Raw genomic sequence first — 17026 nt, 5'->3', positions numbered from 1 at the left:
AGCTGCGAAATTGGATTAGTCATGAGTAATATTCACAATAAATCCGATGTTTCTGATGAAATAGATTGCGGTAATAACCAGATATACACTGGAAAAAGACGCATTGTCATAAATACTATGTTTGCCGCACCTGCCGTAGTTGTTCCGGTGTTGTTTTCTATTGTTTTAATTGTTTTTGGCGCTGTCTTTGCAAAAGTGTGGATTGCGGAAGGGGAGACGGCGCAGCGGGAAGTGACGGCTGTCGCGCGGATTTTTGACAGCCACCGCCAATCTCTGATTGACGAAATGGAGCGCTATGCTGCGTCGAACGCTGCCTACATTAACACTGTCTCTACTCCGGATACTTCCTGGATTGAAAACCGCTTCGGTGTGGACATGGTCGGAGACTTTTCACCGGACTATTCGGCAGTCATTGATCAAAATGAAAAACTGATTTTTGCAAGCGATCACGCCGAGAAATCAGGTGAACCGGTGGCTGAAACTGTCTTGAAGGGGGGCTTTGAAGGTTCCATCCAAACAATTCGCAAAGCTTACCTCAACGGACTGGTTACGGATGAGGCCGGTCAGGTCACTTATACCGGGCAGTTCGCGGATCTGACCGCAATGGACGTCCTCTCGGTAGACGAGGCGCTCAGCTTGGTTGCAGCCTTCGCGATTGTTCCAGATCCCGGTGGGATTCCTATGGTGAGGCAGGCACCACATATCCTGATTTCGGTCTTTAAGCTGAATAAACAGCATTTGGGAGAACTCCTGTCTGTTTTACCGGTGGAACAGCTAGAGTTGGTTCGGGATGTGCCCGACAACATGATCGGTATTCCGCTGAAGAATTCAGCCGGGACTACATTGGGACATCTCGCTTGGCACCCGATTAGTCAGGCCACCGCGATCATTGTTTCCTCCATCCCGGTCCTGTTGTTGTCGCTTGGGGCGATTTTGGTTTTGGTTCTGGCGGCGCTGCGCCGAATTACAAAGGCCAAGGAGGATTTGGCGGTGCAGGAACAAGAAGCGCGTAAGGCCGCGTCCCACGATTCCATGACCGGTTTTTCTTCGCGCGCGCATTTCTACAAAAAGGCAGGCCAGCATATTACGTCTGACTCGGCCCGTAAAAACGGCGCCAGCCTGATTTATCTCGATCTCGATAATCTCAAAGAAGTCAATGATATCCATGGCCATATGGCCGGCGATTGGTTGATCATGTCGCAGGCGCTTCGAATTCGCAAAGCCCTCGGCCCGGACGCTCTTGTCGGCCGTATTGGCGGAGATGAATTTGTCATCCTGGTCGAAGGCCGGGTTTCCAGCCAGCATTTTCCGGAACACTTGCGCCAGTTGTTTGAGACATTAATCGAGCCGGTCGAATTCGAGGGGCGGTTGATAGATGCCTCATGCAGCGCAGGTGTTGCCCGTTTTCCGGACCACGGACGAGAGATCCTTGATGTTATCCGGTCGGCGGATGTTGCTCTTCAAAGATGTAAATCTGAAGGAAAACGATCCTACCGGTTTTTCGACGACAAGATGGACCAGGCGCGCCGCGAGCGCCGGCAGATGCGTTGCGAATTGGTTGCGGCGCTTGAGGAAAACCAGTTCGAATTGTTCTATCAGTCGATCGTGGCGTCTCAAACCGGCAGGGCGACCCACGCCGAAGCCCTTTTGCGCTGGAGGCATCCGGAGCGCGGCCTGGTTTCGCCGGCAGAATTTCTGCCAGTTGCTCAGGAAGCTGGCTTGATGCCCGAAATTGGGTCTTGGGTGTTGGAGCGCGCGATCCTGGACGCCAGCTCCTGGGAAAACGCAGGTGTATCGGTGAATGTCAGCTCCAATCAGCTGCAGAAAGAAGGATTTGCGGAACAGGTTGCGGATTTGTTGATGCAATACGGTTTGCCCGCAGACCGTTTGCTTTTGGAAATCACGGAAGACCTCATGTTGGAGGAAGACCGGCGCACGCAGAAGATTTTTTCAGATCTGCAGGAGCTAAATGTCGGTTTGGCAATTGATGACTTCGGTACCGGTTATTCCAGCCTCAGTTATCTGCACAAGTACCGCTTCAACACGATGAAGATCGACCGGAGCTTCGTTGCGCGGATCGGTATCAGCAGCGAAGACGACATGCTGGTGCATACGCTTTTGAGCATTGCCAAGGTGATGGGCATGCAGACCATCGGCGAAGGGGTAGAGACCGGCGAGCAGCGTGATTTTCTGGTATCTGCCGGATGTGAGTACCTTCAGGGTTTCCTGTTCGACCGGCCAGCACCCCTTTCCATGATCGACTTGAAACGGGCCAGCTAGCTGACTTTGAAATGGATTAGTCTTCGGAACCCGGCGCCTTTCGTAGGGCGATCCAGGCGAGAAAGCCGATAAAGGCAAAGGTGCCGAGATTCATCAGGGTATCTGTCGGATCACCGATCAGCATTTTGTGCCTCCATACGACTGTCCAGGATGAGCGCCCGTATTAGGCAGACGAGTAAAAGTGCCGTTATGAAGACAAACGGCAAAGCGCCAAGCGCGATCAGGGTTCGAACTGCAGACATCGAGCCAGAGAGGATCATCGCCGCGCCGAGGATTCCGAGCAATCCGCCCCAAATAACCTTGATCTTCACGCTGGGGTTCTGATCACCGCCAGTTGAGAACATCCCGAGGACAAAGGCCGCGCTGACGACGCTGGTGACGATGAACAAAAACGCGGCGAGAATGGTTCCAAGTGTTGTGAATGTTGAAAGCGGGAGCTGATCCAAAAGCGCAAATGTCATGCGCTCAACGTTCGTTTGCGTCATGGCCAGCAGGTGACCTTTTCCATTCAGGGTTTCAAAAATGCCGACCCCTCCAAAGGCACCGAACCAGATGGTTGAAAACAGGGTGGGCCCAATCAGAACACCAAGGACAAACTCGCGGATTGTCCGCCCTTTTGAAATGCGGGCGACAAAGACCCCAACAAAAGGACCCCAGGCGATCCACCAGACCATATAGGTGAGCGTCCAGTCCTGAAACCAGCGGCCAATTTCATCACCATAAAATGTGAAAGTTCGGAAGCCCGCGGGGATGACGTCGGCAATATACATGCCGATGCCGCCGATTACGGAATTCATCAAGAACTCGGTTGGTCCCAGTATGATCGTATAAGCGACAAGGCCGATCGCCAGGCTCATGGCGATGTTGGAGAGCTTTGCCATGCCGGTGCTGAGATCCACCATCAGCGGTGGGATATAGGACGCCACCATAACGACAAATACGACGCCGACGAGCCAAGGTGCGGCCGTCTGCGTGCCAGCCAGAACCGACACGCCATCGGCGACCTGAAAGACCCCCATGGCCACCGACCCTCCGACGCCAATCGCAATTGCGGCGATCGCCATGAAGTCGGAAAACCAGCCGACAACCGATGCCCAAGCCTCACCAGGAAACAGGTTCTTGATAGGGGCGCTTACCAGCATAGGAGTACCACGCCGGAAACTGAAATAGGCAATTGCCAGAGCGGTTGTTCCATAAATCGCCCATGCATGGATACCCCAGTTGACGTTTGTCGCAAGCAGCGCAAAGTCAGCGGCTTCGGGAACCGAAGTTTTCTCCTTCAGGAAGGCAAAATGGGTGAGTGGTTCGGCGACAGCCCAAAACAGCAGCCCGACACCCATACCAGCCGCAAACAGCATCGCGATCCACGTCGGGGTGGAATACTCCGGCCTATCATCATCTGCTCCCAGCCGGATGTCCCCATAGTGTGTGAACGTGATGCCGAGGCAGAACAGCAGCATGAGCGTAACTGAAAGCATGACGAACCAGCCGCGGCTGACGAAATACTGATCCACAATGCTCTTTGCGATGACTTGAAGACCTTCCGGGTCGATGACACCCCACAAACCAATGATGGCACACAGGCCGATGGAGGAGGCTAGAAGCAGGCGGTTCGAGTCCAAGAGTGTCTCCAATGCATGAGCGCTTGAACGCTAGCGCATCGTCTCCAACTTGCCTAGGCATCTTTGCCATACCCAACTGCCGCGATCTGAAAATCGGGACCGGAGGCTGGTCCCGCAATTTCACGGTCCGTCCCTCTTGACGAAATCCAGTTTCCGACTTTCAGATAAAACACCTTGCTCGCAACTTTGCTGAAATAGAACTCAGATTTCTCGGCAGAGATGCTTGGCAGGATGATTTTCTATACGTGCGACTTGGGAGGGGACGTGCGCAGTCAAAGTCAACCGATAGTGGATACGTCTCCGGCTGTCTCGGACGAAATCCGAAAAACCACCTGTTACATGTGCGCCTGCCGGTGCGGGATTAATGTCCATTTGAAAGACGGTAAGGTCGCCTACATCGAAGGCAATCGGGATCATCCGGTCAACAAAGGCGTTTTGTGCGCCAAGGGCGCATCCGGGATCATGCAGGTGACGGCGCCGTCCCGCTTGCGTAAACCACTCAAACGGAAGGGGCCGCGCGGCTCAGGTGAATTTGAGGAAATCAGCTGGGACGAAGCGCTGAAAACAGCCGTTTCCTGGCTCGAGCCGATCCGTAAAGACTCGCCGGACAAGTTGGCGTTTTTCACTGGCCGGGACCAGTCTCAGAGCTTTACCAGCTTCTGGGCACAGAACTTCGGTACTCCTAATTATGCAGCACATGGTGGCTTTTGCTCGGTGAATATGGCCGCGGGCGGCATCTACACAATCGGGGGAGCGTTTTGGGAATTTGGCCAGCCCGACTGGGACCGGACAAAACTCTTCATGCTGTTCGGCGTGGCCGAGGATCACGACTCCAATCCAATCAAAATGGGCCTCGGAAAACTGAAGGCTCGAGGCGGTAAAGTCATCGGAGTGAACCCTGTCCGGTCCGGTTACAATGCCATTGCGGACGAGTGGGTCGGAATCACTCCGGGCACCGATGGCTTGTTCATTTTGTCCCTCTGCCATGTGCTTTTAAGAACTGGACATATCGATCTTTCCTATCTGGCCCAGTTCACAAATGCCCCCTGTTTGGTGATCAACAATCCCGGTTCTGACGACCACGGAATGCTGCTCAAAGGCGAAGATGGCAAAGCGCTTGTCATCGATCGTAAGACTGAAGAACCGGCGCCATTTGATCAGAAAGGTGTGCGGCCGGATCTCTCCGCCAAATACGAGATGGATGGGAACACCCATAGGACCGTGTTCCAAGTATTGGCAGAGCGGTATCTGGATGATGCTTATGCTCCGGAAACGGTTGCCGAAACCTGCGGGGTGCCTGCCAAAAAGATCCGCGCGGTCGCCGCAGAACTGGCGAGAGTGGCCTTTGAAGAAGCGTTCGAGATCGATCAACCCTGGACGGATTTCCGGGGCGAAACCCATCAGACCATGCCGGGTCGGCCGGTCAGTTTTCACGCCATGCGCGGGGTTTCCGCCCATTCCAACGGGTTCCAAACCTGCCGGGCCCTGCATGTCCTTCAGATCCTGCTTGGCACTGTCGAAGTTCCCGGCGGTTTCCGCTTTAAACCGCCTTACCCCAAACCGGTGACCGCCCATCCAACGCCCCATTGCAAGGCGAAACCCGATTGTCCGCTCGATGGTCCTCATTTGGGGTTTGTTCGCGGACCCGAAGATCTGGCGTTGAAGGATGACGGCACGCCGGCCCGGATCGACAAGGCGTTTTCCTGGGACAACCCCATGTCGGCCCATGGCCTGATGCACATGGTGATCTCCAACGCCCACGCGGGCGATCCTTATAAGATCGACACGCTGTTCCTTTATATGGCGAACATGTCGTGGAACTCGTCCATGAACACGCGCGGCGTCATGGAGATGCTGACGGACAAGGATGACACCGGCGACTATGTTATCCCGCGGATCATCTATTCCGATGCCTATTCATCGGAGATGGTCGCTTATGCGGACTTAATCCTGCCCGATACCACCTATCTGGAGCGGCACGATTGCATCAGCCTGCTCGACCGGCCTATCTGTGAAGCCGATGCTGCCGCCGATGCGATCCGCTGGCCGGTGATCGAGCCAGACCGGGATGTGCGAGGCTTTCAATCGGTCTTGGTGGACCTTGGTGTCCGGCTTGGCTTGCCCGGGTTTGTCAATGAAGACGGCAGCGCCAAATACGCCGACTATGCCGACTACATCGTCAATCACGAGCGCCGCCCGGGCATTGGCCCTCTGGCAGGTTTCCGAGGCAATGGCGATCAAGTTGGCCGTGGCGACGTCAATCCAAATCAGTTGGACCGCTACATCGAAAACGGCAGCTTCTTTGTCGAGCATGTCCCTGAAGAAGGGGCCTTTTACAAACCTTGGAACACAGCCTATCAGGATTGGGCCGTAAAGCTTGGCTTGTTCGATAAGCCCCAGCCCTATCTTTTTGAGATCTATTCAGAGCCGATGCGCCGTTTCCAGCTTGCCGCAGAAGGCCATGGTGACCGCCAGCCGCCGGATCATCTCCGCGAACAGGTCCGGGACTCTTTTGATCCACTGCCAGTCTGGTATCCCCCGCTTGGTGACAAATCGACAGACGCCAGCGCCTATCCGGTCCACGCCCTCACTCAGCGGCCGATGGCTATGTATCACTCCTGGGGCAGTCAGAATGCCTGGTTGCGGCAGATCCATGGCCGCAATCCGCTCTATGTCCCAACCCGGATCTGGGAAGAAAATGGCTTTTCAGACGGCGATTGGGCCAAGGTGACCTCTCCGCATGGTGAGATTGTCGTGCCGGTGGCGCATATGGCGGCGCTGAATGAAAATACCGTTTGGACGTGGAATGCGATCGGCAAGCGCAAAGGGGCCTGGGCTTTGGATCCTTCGGCTCCGGAAGCCAACAAGGGGTTTCTGCTCAATCATCTCATCCATGAACTGCTTCCCGCCAAGGGGGATGGACTGAGGTGGTCAAACTCCGACCCCATTACCGGTCAGGCTGCCTGGTTCGATCTGCGGGTTCGGATCGAACGATCCGAAGCACCGATGGAAAGCCAGCCTGCCTTTGATCCTATTAGGTCTCCGGTTGGGCGTGGCCCTCAAACCGTTCGGCAGAAGGTGCGCACATGACCCAGTTGCCGGAAACAACAGACAAAAAGCTCGGCCTTGTCATCGACCTCGATACATGTGTCGGCTGTCATGCCTGTGTGACGGCTTGTAAAGGCTGGAACACGGAGAATTATGGCGCTCCGCTGAGCGACATGGATGCTTACGGGAAGGACCCGGCCGGGTCCTTTTTGAACCGGGTGCATTCCTTCGAAGTCCAGCCGGACAAAGGCCCAGCCCAGACAATACATTTCCCGAAATCCTGCTTGCATTGTGATGACGCACCTTGCGTCACCGTGTGCCCGACGGGCGCGAGCTACAAGCGCCGGGAAGACGGCATTGTGCTCGTCAATGAGGACGCTTGCATCGGTTGCGGCTTGTGTGCCTGGTCGTGTCCTTATGGGGCCCGGGAGCTCGATCAGGCCGAAGGCGTGATGAAAAAGTGCACGCTTTGTGTCGACCGGATCTACAACGAAAATCTGCCGGAAGTCGATCGGGTCCCGGCCTGCGTCAGAACTTGCCCAGCGGGTGCCCGGCATTTTGGCGATCTCGGGGATCCGGACAGCGACGTATCCCGATTGGTCGCCAAACGCGGCGGCATGGATCTAATGCCGGAGCAGGGCACAAAGCCAGTGAACAAATATCTGCCACCCCGCCCAAAAGACACGCTTATGGAACATTCGGGAAGATCTGAAGACATGCAGCCCGTGGCCGAAACACCTACAGGTTTTTTACGGTGGCTCGACAAAGCCCTGGAGGCGATCTGATGCATCCAGCTCCCTCAGTGATCATCTTTACCGTTCTATCTGGGCTCGGCTTCGGGTTTTTGTTCTGGCTTGGCCTTGGTCTTCCAGCAGTGACCGGTTGGGACGCATTTTTTGCTTACCTCATTGGCTTTGTGGCCGCCGTCGGCGGTTTGCTGTCCGCAACCTTCCACCTCGGCAATCCGCAACGCAGTCTTCTGGCTTTTACCCAGTGGCGGTCGAGCTGGCTGTCTCGCGAGGCCTGGCTTTCCGTGCTTGCGCTTGTCTTTATGGGGATCCACGCCTTTGCGGCGGTGTTCTTCGACGTGACGCTTGCGCCACTTGGTGTGATTGGAGCTCTGCTCTGCCTTGCGACGGTGTATGCCACCGCAATGATCTATGCACAGCTCGCCACCGTGCCACGTTGGAACCACTGGCTGACCCCCTTGCACCTTTTGTCGCTGTCATTGGCTGGCGGCGCGATCCTTGCGGGGCAGGGCCGAGGCGCCGTTTTGCTTCTCGGGGTTGCTGGGCTGGTTCAGAGCCTCTACTGGATTTTTGGTGACCGGCGCTTTGCCGAACGCGGCCATACCATGGAGACTGCCACCGGGCTTGGGGATCGGGGCACGGTTCGGCTGTTTGAAGCACCACATACCGGAACCAATTATCTCTTGAAGGAGATGGTGTTCACCGTCGGCCGCAAGCATGCGCAGAAACTGCGGATCATTGCCTTTGTCCTGAACTGCGTCCTGCCGATCCTGCTGATCGCCTTCTTGCCGGCCAACCTTCCAGTCATCGTGGCCGCAAGCCTCGTCTTTCTGGTCGGAACCTTTGCCTCCCGCTGGCTGTTCTTTGCCGAGGCGGAGCATGTTGTGGGGCTTTACTACGGCAAGCGCTAAACAAAAAACGCAGGCAAGGAGTGCCTTGCCTGCGTTTGTTTTAAGTTTGATACAGTCAGACTTATTCAGCTGCTTCCGTGACGGCCATCGGGTTGTTCGGATGGGTCGTCCAGTTGGCGTATTTGTCTTCGACAACCTTTTTGGTGCGCGGATCAACTGTTCCAGGTGCCATCTGCTCCATGGTGATGCAGTTTTCGACCGGGCAGACGTTGACGCAAAGGTTACAGCCAACGCATTCCTCGTCGATCACCTCGAACTTGCGCACGCCATCGACCATGTTGGTGATCGCCTGGTGCGAGGTGTCCTCACAGGCAATGTGGCAACGGCCGCATTCGATGCACAGATCCTGATTGATTTTCGCTTTGGCGATGTAGTTCAGGTTCAGATGCTGCCAGTCGGATGCATTCGGCACGGCCTTACCGACGATCTGATCGACCGAGGTGTAACCCTTCTGATCCATCCAGTCGCTGAGGCCTTCGATCATGTCTTCAACCACCTTGAAGCCATAGGTCATGGCTGCGGTACAGACCTGAACGGAGCCGGCACCTAGTGCCATGAACTCGGCCGCATCGCGCCAGGTGGTCACCCCGCCGATACCGGAGATCGGCAGACCATGGGTTTCCGGATCGCGAGCGATTTCTGCCACCATGTTGAGGGCAATCGGCTTCACCGCCGGACCGCAATAACCGCCATGGGCGCCTTTGCCGTCGACCATTGGAGCCGGTGACATCTCGTCGAGATCCACACTGACGATGGAGTTGATTGTGTTGATCAGCGAGACTGCATCGGCGCCGCCTGCTTTAGCGGCCTGTGCCGGTTTGCGGACGTCCGTAATGTTCGGTGTCAGTTTGACGATGCAGGGCATCCGCGAGTGTTTTTTCACCCAGCGGGTCACCATCTCAATGTATTCCGGCACCTGGCCGACCGCAGAGCCCATGCCGCGCTCGCTCATACCGTGCGGGCAACCGAAGTTGAGTTCCACACCGTCTGCTTCAGTGTCTTCCACCGCCTTGAGTATGTCGATCCAGTTTTGCTCTTCACACGGCACCATCAAGGAGACAACCAGGGCCCGGTCCGGCCAGTCGCGTTTGACCTGCTTGATTTCGCGAAGATTCACTTCCAGCGGGCGGTCGGTGATCAGCTCGATATTGTTGAGCCCGAGCAGCTGGCGGTCCTTGCCGTGGATCGCGCCGTAACGCGGGCCATTGACGTTGACGACCGGGTCACCATCGCCAAGCGTTTTCCAGACAACGCCGCCCCAACCCGCCTTGAAAGCGCGGACAACGTTGTATTCCTTGTCGGTTGGCGGCGCGGATGCCAGCCAGAACGGGTTCGGCGATTTGATGCCGATGAAATTTGTCGTCAGATTAGCCATTTTTCTGTCTCCCTCTGACTTCTCAGGCGCTCAGCGCAGCGTTGATGGCTTCAGCGGCCACTTTGCCGTCTTCAACCGCTGCGACCGTCAGGTCTTCGCCGCCGGCAACACAGTCGCCGCCTGCCCACACATCATCGAGGCTCGTCTTGCGGTCCGCGTCGACCACAATCCGTCCTTTTTCAAGTGTCAAAGCACCGCCGAGATCAGTTTGAACCAATGTCTGGCCCACAGCCTTGAACACCATGTCGGCCGGCAAAGTGATGACTTCACCTGTTCCCGTCAGAGATCCATTTTGGTCCTCTGTTCGTTCCAGTTCAATGGCCGAGATCGATCCGTTTTCGGCAACCAGCGCTTTGGGCTGTGCCCAGGTCAGGATCTTGACGCCGTTGGTTTGAGCCAGTTGTTGCTCAAAGTCAGACGCATTCATGCGGTCCTGGCCGCGCCGGTAGGCTATGGTGACGTCTTCTGCACCGAGCAGCTTGGTTTGAACCGCAATATCAACTGCGGTCATGCCGCCGCCGATGACAACAACATTCCGGCCCACTGCGAGCTTGGAAAGGTCGTCAGCCTGGCGCAGGTCTGCGATGTAATCGACTGCGTCGATCGAACCGCTCTTGTCTTCATTCTCAAGTCCAAGGGCATTGACACCGCCAAGGCCGATGGAAAGAAATACTGCGTCGTAGGAGGCGCGAAGTTCGGCAAGATCGAGATTGTCTCCGAGCCGCTGGCCGGACTTCATTTCAATGCCGCCGATGGACAGAACAAATTCAACTTCGCGTGCGGCGAAATTATCGACCGACTTATAGGACGCGATGCCGTATTCATTCAGGCCGCCGGCTTTTTCCTTGGCGTCAAACAGCGTGACGTCATGGCCGTGAACCGACAAGCGGTGGGCACAGGCAAGACCCGCAGGGCCGGCACCAACAACGGCAATCTTTTTGCCGGTTGGAGCACCGCGGGTGAACGGTGTCGTGTCGTTTTCCGCCATGTAGTGGTCAGTGGCGTAACGCTGCAGCTGTCCGATCTGGACCGGTTTGCCTTCGGCGGTTTCGCGGACACATACTTGCTCGCACAAGGTTTCGGTGGGGCAGACGCGGGCGCACATGCCGCCGAGGATGTTCTGATCGAAGATGGTCTTCGCAGATCCGGTCGGGTTGCCGGTAGAGATTTGGCGGATGAATTGCGGGATGTCGATGCTGGTCGGGCACGCTTGCATGCAAGGTGCATCGTAACAGAAGTAGCACCGGTCTGCCTCGACCTGTGCCTCGTGCGGTTCCAGCAGCGGATGCAGATCGCTGAAGTTGTCAGCGTATGCTTCCTGAGGCAAGCGCCCGGCGGCAATATCCGGGCCGGCTTTGGTCTGGGTCATTGGGATCTCCGGAAGGTTGGCGATCGATTTTTAAGGACGGCGTCCTTCGTTTTTTGAGGTCGCTCGTCGGGGTATTGGGCAAAAATTTGAACAATTAGTCAAATATTTTTAGAACGATTAAAAACTGGAGTGCAGAATTCAGCAATTATATTGCTTAAACATCAGTGGGTTAGTTTATATTTTGAGCGTGATTAAATTTGCATCACCAGGCATTTTGATGCGAATAAGAGTGCAATGGATTGGAAAGATTTGAACTCGTCCTCCAAGACGGCCGCAATTTTCTGACTCTGACAAAAAAGATTTCAGGAAGTTGAAGAGCGCCTTTTTGATGGGAGGTTGATGTCGTTGAGCATGGATATCGAAACAGAACGATTACGGCTCGCAAGGCCTAGACTGACTGAGGTGCAAGAACTTTTTGCGTTTTTGGGCGATCCAGTGGCAATGCGCTATACGCAAAAGGATAAGAACCTGGCGGCGTGCCGACGCCGGATTGCCATCCATGAGTGGCGGCGCCGGCGGGACGGGTTTGCTCCATGGACAGTCCGACTCAAGGGACATCCGCAGATCATTGGGTGGGGCGGTTTGTATGATGATCCGTTCGATCCGGGTTGGGGACCGGAGTTGGCATTTTTCTTTCATCCCAAAGCTTGGGGCCAAGGGTATGGTGCCGAGCTGTCGTCAGCAGCGCTTGCGGTCGCTGACACCGCCATCCACTTACCAATGGTGTCCGCCTTTGCTCATCCGGACAATAAAGGGTCCAACAGGCTGCTTCAGAAAGTCGGGTTTCAGCCAGTGCGCTACGTTGACCACATGGATCGCATTCTTTACCGGCGGCACAATCCGGAGCAGTTTTAGTTGTTCTAGGTTCACTCCGGATACCAGAAACGTGCTTTTTCAGCGCCCCGATCGATAATGACGTGAGAGTTGGCAAAAACCCGATACCCGTGGCTCCAGTCGCCATCGGGCCATTTGATACGCACGTTCGCCCGCTCGGCGACACCGAGGCCGAAGTGCACAAAGCCTAGCTGCCCGGACGCGTGTCCGGCGCCTATCTGAATATCCTTGACCACGGTCCGGTTGCCGGTTTTGACGCTGATTTTTGCGCCAACCGCGCGGCGGTTGGGTTTGCCGGGCTGGCGGACATCAACCGCCAGCCAGTTGCCGAGCGGCCGCGGTTTATCCGCAGTGCCATCACCGAGATTGCGGAAGAGGCTGACAGGGGCTGCCCGGTTGACGACGACCAAATCAAGCAATCCGTCTGAGTTGAAATCGGCCAATCCAGCACCCCGGCCGCGCCGGTCCAGCGCAATCCCGGCGTCCTTGCCCGTTTCTGTGAACCTGCCGCTCCATTGTCCAAGCAGCAGATTGTCCGGGTCATAGGCCGCAAAATCCGGCATGGCCTCCACATTGCCCTTGGCAATAAAGAGATCCCAAAGCCCATCGTTGTTGACGTCTTGAAATTCTGAATGCCAGCCGGTTGAGGGTTTGAGATCATCTCCGGTGTAGGGCCGGTGTGCGGTAACACCCAAATCAAAGGCGATATCCTGATAAACCGGGACTGTTTCATCGGCCTCGTCATCGAGTTTCTGCAGCTTGGTGTCGCCCATGCTTGTGAGCGCATATTCGGGAAAGCCGTCAACATTGAGATCGATCGACGCGATGCCCATGCCCCAGATTTTAAGGTGCTGCCAGCCATCCGTTTTGCGGTAGGGACGGGGTGGCCGTCCCTTTGGAATGGCCCAGAGCTGTTCCTGGCCGCCGCGATAATAATGCCGGTCGTTGGAGATGCGTAAGGAGGCTTCGCCGGAGCGGTTCCAATCAGTAAACAGGATCGACAGACTGCAATATCCCGGAGACAAACGGGCCGCTTCCGGATAGCTGACCGATCCTTCCGCTGTTTTTTCCGGCCGGAAAAGGAAATTGTCGTGGCAGGTGCCCCAAGGCGAGCCGGGCGCAGATCTGTCGACGTAGTTGCCGAAGGCGAGCGTCGGAAAGTCAGACCCTTCCTCATAGGTCGCGGAAAAAGCCGTCGACCACTCCCGCCCGCCGTCAAAGCTTAGCGCGCGGTTGGAAACGTCGAAGGTGCAATCGCCCTTGCCTTTCAAAAGCAGGTTTTCGCCCAGCCTTAAAAGAACAAGATCCAAGACATCATCGTTGTCGAAGTCGATCGGATAGGCACCAAGTACTTTGGCACTTTGTTTTTCGCTCAGTCCATATTGAGAAACGGCCTCAAAGTTCAGACTGCCGCCGGTAAGGCTTTGGTTCCGGTAGAGCAGTGCCGGATTTTTCCCACCGGCCAAAAACATGTCCGGCCGCCGATCGCCATCGCAGTCGAAGATGGCAATTCCACCGCCAACGAAATACTCCCAGGCACCATCATAAGTGTGTTGGATTCCGGCTGTAGAAGCTTCGTCATTGAAACTCGGAACCGGAGCAAGAGATTTTTCCCCGTTAGCGATAGCGGGTGCGATAGCTACCGTAGTGAAGAGCGCGACATAGCAGGAAATCTTGCGAAAACTCATTCGGTGATCTCCAGGCTGCGCAGGAAAGCGATGATCGATTGGCGGCCCAATTCATCCAAGCCGGAATAGGCTTTGCGGCTGTCAGTTGCGTCGCCGCCGTGCGCCAGAATGACTTCATGTAACGTTGTCAGGTCGCCCCGGTGCCCATAGGGCGCCGTGCTGCCGATGCCCCAAAGCTCTGCAGTGATGAACACATCCCGTGCCACGAAACGTTGGGCCAGGAGCTCATTTCCAAGTGTGTCGTTGGCTGCGTCGGCGATTTTATGCCGTTTCAAATCGCCAAAGAGTGGCACCAGCACACGCCCTTTATCATCGCGCGGCAGGGTTTTGGCCCACTCCAGCGTTGCTAAATCGAGGGTCAGTGGAAGATCGACATCGCTCTGGCGCAGGGTGCCCGCGGTATCAAAAGGGCCAGGGTCTTGGAAGATAAGACTGTCGAGCGGAAGAGCCGGAACATGGCAGGAGGCACAGCCGATTTCGTCAAAGATGAGTTCGCCGCGTGCTGCCGCCTTTTCCCAGATTTCCGGTAAACCAGTCTTGCGTCCCGGAGCCGGCAAGGTGGCTTGCCAAGCAACCAGGGCCGAAATCTGACCATCACTGAATTCACGGGCAAACCCATCGGCATCAAAATCGTCAGTGCCGGTCCAACGGGTGCCGAAGCGTTCATTGGCCTGAATGCCGTGATGATCGTTCATCGCATTCACGGTGAACTGTCTGAGCGATGCAAAAACACCCTTTTGCCCGAACGGGCGCAGGGTCAAATCGTCATCAATGCCATCCAGTTCAGAAACATCCAGGGTTCCATCCGGATGCGCGGTCAAGCTTCCGAAGGAGATCCCCTTTGTTTCAAGGCCGGTTGTTGCCGGTTTGCCGCTGGTCCGGGCGTCTTTCAGGACCGCGCTGCGCTGACCGCGCAAATCCGTGGTCATTTCCCGGGCAAGCAGTTCAATCAGACCGGCGCCCTGGATGGCATTGGTATTACGTTCATTGGAAAACTGCGGGTCGATCGTATCGAAATCTGCGCTTTCAAACCCTTCGGAGACAAACACATTGGCCGTAAAGGACCCTGCGCCGCCCATGACCGGTTCATTGTGGCAGGACGCGCACGCATTGGCGTCGGGACCCGCTAAACGCTGGAAAGAGAGGTGAGATCGCCGGCGGACCTTGGTTGGCACGATTGCACCGGTCGCGTCCGGGCGCCCCGCACCATCCAAACTGGTGAATTTTGCTTCAAAGAGAGTTTCTCCAAGTGGTTGAAGAACTTCAATCGGGTTTTTTCCCGAAGCCGCCAAGGCTTGAAGATCAACGTCTTCTATGATGGTTCGTTCGGTCCACGGCGGCACATTTTCATTGGCAAATACAGATGTTGCTGCGAGCAAAACAGCAACACTTAAACCTAGGCCGTGTAGACGAATTGGAGATGTATTTCGCTGGGAATTACTGCGTTCAAGATCAAGAAAATCTGGCGCAGGTGATGCTGGAGCATCATCAAGGCGGATTTGCGCAGAGGATTGAACGCTGCAGTCCCAGCCCTTCGGGTGAGGCAAAGGGTAGCAATCTGACGCGGACTGCCCTTTGACCGTATCACCGATACGCTCTGCAGGTCTTTCCACGTCACCCTTTGCCCTTAGCCACACGAAATGCGTCACCAATTCGTCCACACGGCCTAGTCTGAGTGCAGAAAACAGGATCATGAAGCTTCCTGCCTTGGTGCTTTGACCTGTACTCCCAAAAAGTCCTTATCCAGCCGTTCCATAGACTGGGCAACAAGGCCGGTGCGGATAAAATCTTCATTCCAGGGCATGACATCGAGCGTGAAGTTGTTGCGCAGATCTTCCACGAGCGCGTCTTTAAGTCCTTCCCAAACCCCCTTTTCCATGAAGGTGTAGGCACGCATAGCAGCGCCAGTCAGAACAATGCGTTTGGGGTCGATGAGCGCAATCACACGGGCTAGACCATAGCCGAGCACACGTCCGGCCTGATGAAAGGCTCTACGTGCATTTTCATCACCGGCATCTGCGCGTTCGATCAGTTTCTTTAATCCGGATACCCCGGCTTCAATGGTTGCCGGGTCGGTGTCTTCCGGAAGCTGCGACGCTGAACGTACCAGTGCATAGTCGGACAAATAGGCTTCAAGGCAGCCTTCTTTGCCACATCGGCACAGGGCTCCACCGGGAATATGATTGGCGTGACCGAACTCTGCTGCTGTTCCGCTGGCGCCGGAAAACAAGTGATCGTCGAGATAAAGTCCCATGCCAACACCGTAATCGAGCATGACAACGGCGAATGTGCCGCTGTAGCGTTCCGGATCGGACCAATGGAGGGCCTCGGTGATCATGTTGGTATCATTAGAGATATAGCAGTCAGCGCCGAAGGCTTGCTCAAGCGGAGCAATGATAGGGACTTTCCGGCCCGAGAAGGCTGGACTCCAGGCAACAAGCCCCGTTTCTGTTTCAACCACACCCTGTGCTGCAACACCGATCTCTTGCAGTTGATCAATGCGAACACCGGAATCTGTCAAAAAGTCCTGAATGGCTGAAATCAAGGCCGGGGGAAAAGTGTTTGTGTCCGCCGAAGCGCTGTCGAAACTGGTTCTGCGATTTGCAGTGATTGTGCCGGCAAAGTCGACCAGAGACAGGTCGATCGTATTTACCGACAAACGAATGCACACGGTGTAAGCCACGCCTGGGTTGAGCCGCAAAAGCGTCCGCGGCCGCCCTCTGGACTGATGCGATTTCGGCTCCTCGCTTTCAACGCTGACGACCAGTTTCTGGTCCAGAAGGTCAGACGTGATCGCCGTCACTGTCGCCGGGCTCAGCCGGGTGATTTTGCCCAAGTCAATCCGCGCTGTCGGGCCGTTCCGGCGAAGGGCCTGAAGAACAATACTTCTGTTCTGCCGCCGGATTTGATCCCTGTCCGCTTTGCGTGTCATGTTGCTAGCGCTCGCTCCCAAATTGTATATTTACGCCGCGTTTTCCGGGCTTTTATTATCTTTTACGTCCGAAGTCCCCTCTTCGCACGGAAAGTTTTACAAAACCATGTTGACAGGAGCCGCGCTTTAGAGCAACTTTTTTTCGGGGTCCAAAAAAAATAACAACAAAGCTGACCCATCTATGGCCGGAAACGTTTCGGTCCAGACAAAATTGTATT

At 55.6% G+C, this 17026-nt stretch carries 11 protein-coding genes; 5 read left to right on the top strand and 6 right to left on the bottom strand.

Annotation, left to right across the window (positions count from 1 at the left end):
* Positions 1–117: 117 nt before the first annotated feature.
* Positions 118–2280: a bifunctional diguanylate cyclase/phosphodiesterase gene (locus tag FJ695_RS02755; RefSeq protein ID WP_141184016.1), complete on the top strand. Its 2163-nt coding sequence runs from the start codon at positions 118–120 to the stop codon at positions 2278–2280.
* A gap of 110 nt (positions 2281–2390) precedes the next feature.
* Here the strand turns inward: FJ695_RS02755 and FJ695_RS02750 are convergent, their stop codons facing one another.
* Entirely contained in the window at positions 2391–3902 is a 1512-nt protein-coding gene (locus FJ695_RS02750) for a BCCT family transporter (RefSeq protein ID WP_141184015.1), read from the bottom strand.
* A gap of 264 nt (positions 3903–4166) precedes the next feature.
* Between FJ695_RS02750 and FJ695_RS02745 the strand changes: the two genes are divergently transcribed.
* The 3 genes from FJ695_RS02745 to FJ695_RS02735 are packed head-to-tail and all read left to right on the top strand — an operon-like array spanning position 4167 to position 8610.
* The gene (locus FJ695_RS02745; protein ID WP_256370145.1) at positions 4167–6992 is read left to right on the top strand and encodes a molybdopterin oxidoreductase family protein; all 2826 of its coding nucleotides are present in this window, start codon (positions 4167–4169) and stop codon (positions 6990–6992) included.
* A complete protein-coding gene (locus FJ695_RS02740; protein ID WP_141184013.1) occupies positions 6989–7735 on the top strand; it encodes a 4Fe-4S dicluster domain-containing protein in 747 nt (248 codons plus the stop codon). The genes FJ695_RS02745 and FJ695_RS02740 overlap by 4 nt, the downstream gene beginning before the upstream one ends.
* Positions 7735–8610, top strand: a complete 876-nt coding sequence (locus FJ695_RS02735; protein ID WP_141184012.1) for a DmsC/YnfH family molybdoenzyme membrane anchor subunit — start codon at positions 7735–7737, stop codon at positions 8608–8610. Before FJ695_RS02740 ends, FJ695_RS02735 begins: the two co-directional genes overlap by 1 nt.
* Positions 8611–8671: 61 nt before the next feature.
* Here FJ695_RS02735 and preA read toward each other — a convergent pair whose 3' ends face one another.
* Both preA and FJ695_RS02725 read right to left on the bottom strand, forming a co-directional pair.
* Positions 8672–9985 carry an NAD-dependent dihydropyrimidine dehydrogenase subunit PreA gene (gene preA, locus FJ695_RS02730; RefSeq protein WP_141184011.1) on the bottom strand — a complete coding sequence of 438 codons (1314 nt, stop codon included), beginning with the start codon at positions 9983–9985 and terminating at the stop codon, positions 8672–8674.
* Positions 9986–10007: 22 nt separating this feature from the next.
* A complete protein-coding gene (locus FJ695_RS02725) occupies positions 10008–11354 on the bottom strand; it encodes an NAD(P)-dependent oxidoreductase (RefSeq protein WP_141184010.1) in 1347 nt (448 codons plus the stop codon).
* 339 nt (positions 11355–11693) lie between these two features.
* Between FJ695_RS02725 and FJ695_RS02720 the strand changes: the two genes are divergently transcribed.
* Entirely contained in the window at positions 11694–12209 is a 516-nt protein-coding gene (locus FJ695_RS02720; protein WP_247653781.1) for a GNAT family N-acetyltransferase, read from the top strand.
* Between the two features lie 11 nt (positions 12210–12220).
* Here FJ695_RS02720 and FJ695_RS02715 read toward each other — a convergent pair whose 3' ends face one another.
* The 3 genes from FJ695_RS02715 to FJ695_RS02705 are packed head-to-tail and all read right to left on the bottom strand — an operon-like array spanning position 12221 to position 16808.
* Positions 12221–13876 carry a CRTAC1 family protein gene (locus FJ695_RS02715; RefSeq protein WP_141184009.1) on the bottom strand — a complete coding sequence of 552 codons (1656 nt, stop codon included), beginning with the start codon at positions 13874–13876 and terminating at the stop codon, positions 12221–12223.
* A complete protein-coding gene (locus FJ695_RS02710) occupies positions 13873–15570 on the bottom strand; it encodes a di-heme oxidoredictase family protein (RefSeq protein ID WP_209010893.1) in 1698 nt (565 codons plus the stop codon). Before FJ695_RS02710 ends, FJ695_RS02715 begins: the two co-directional genes overlap by 4 nt.
* Positions 15567–16808, bottom strand: a complete 1242-nt coding sequence (locus tag FJ695_RS02705) for an ROK family protein (RefSeq protein WP_141184008.1) — start codon at positions 16806–16808, stop codon at positions 15567–15569. Before FJ695_RS02705 ends, FJ695_RS02710 begins: the two co-directional genes overlap by 4 nt.
* Positions 16809–17026 lie beyond the last annotated feature (218 nt).

Origin of the sequence: Labrenzia sp. PHM005, assembly GCF_006517275.1 — a bacterium.
Classification (GTDB): domain Bacteria; phylum Pseudomonadota; class Alphaproteobacteria; order Rhizobiales; family Stappiaceae; genus Roseibium.
The sequence above is the reverse complement of the archived record's forward strand: the minus strand, read 5'-3'. Positions and strand labels throughout refer to the sequence as shown.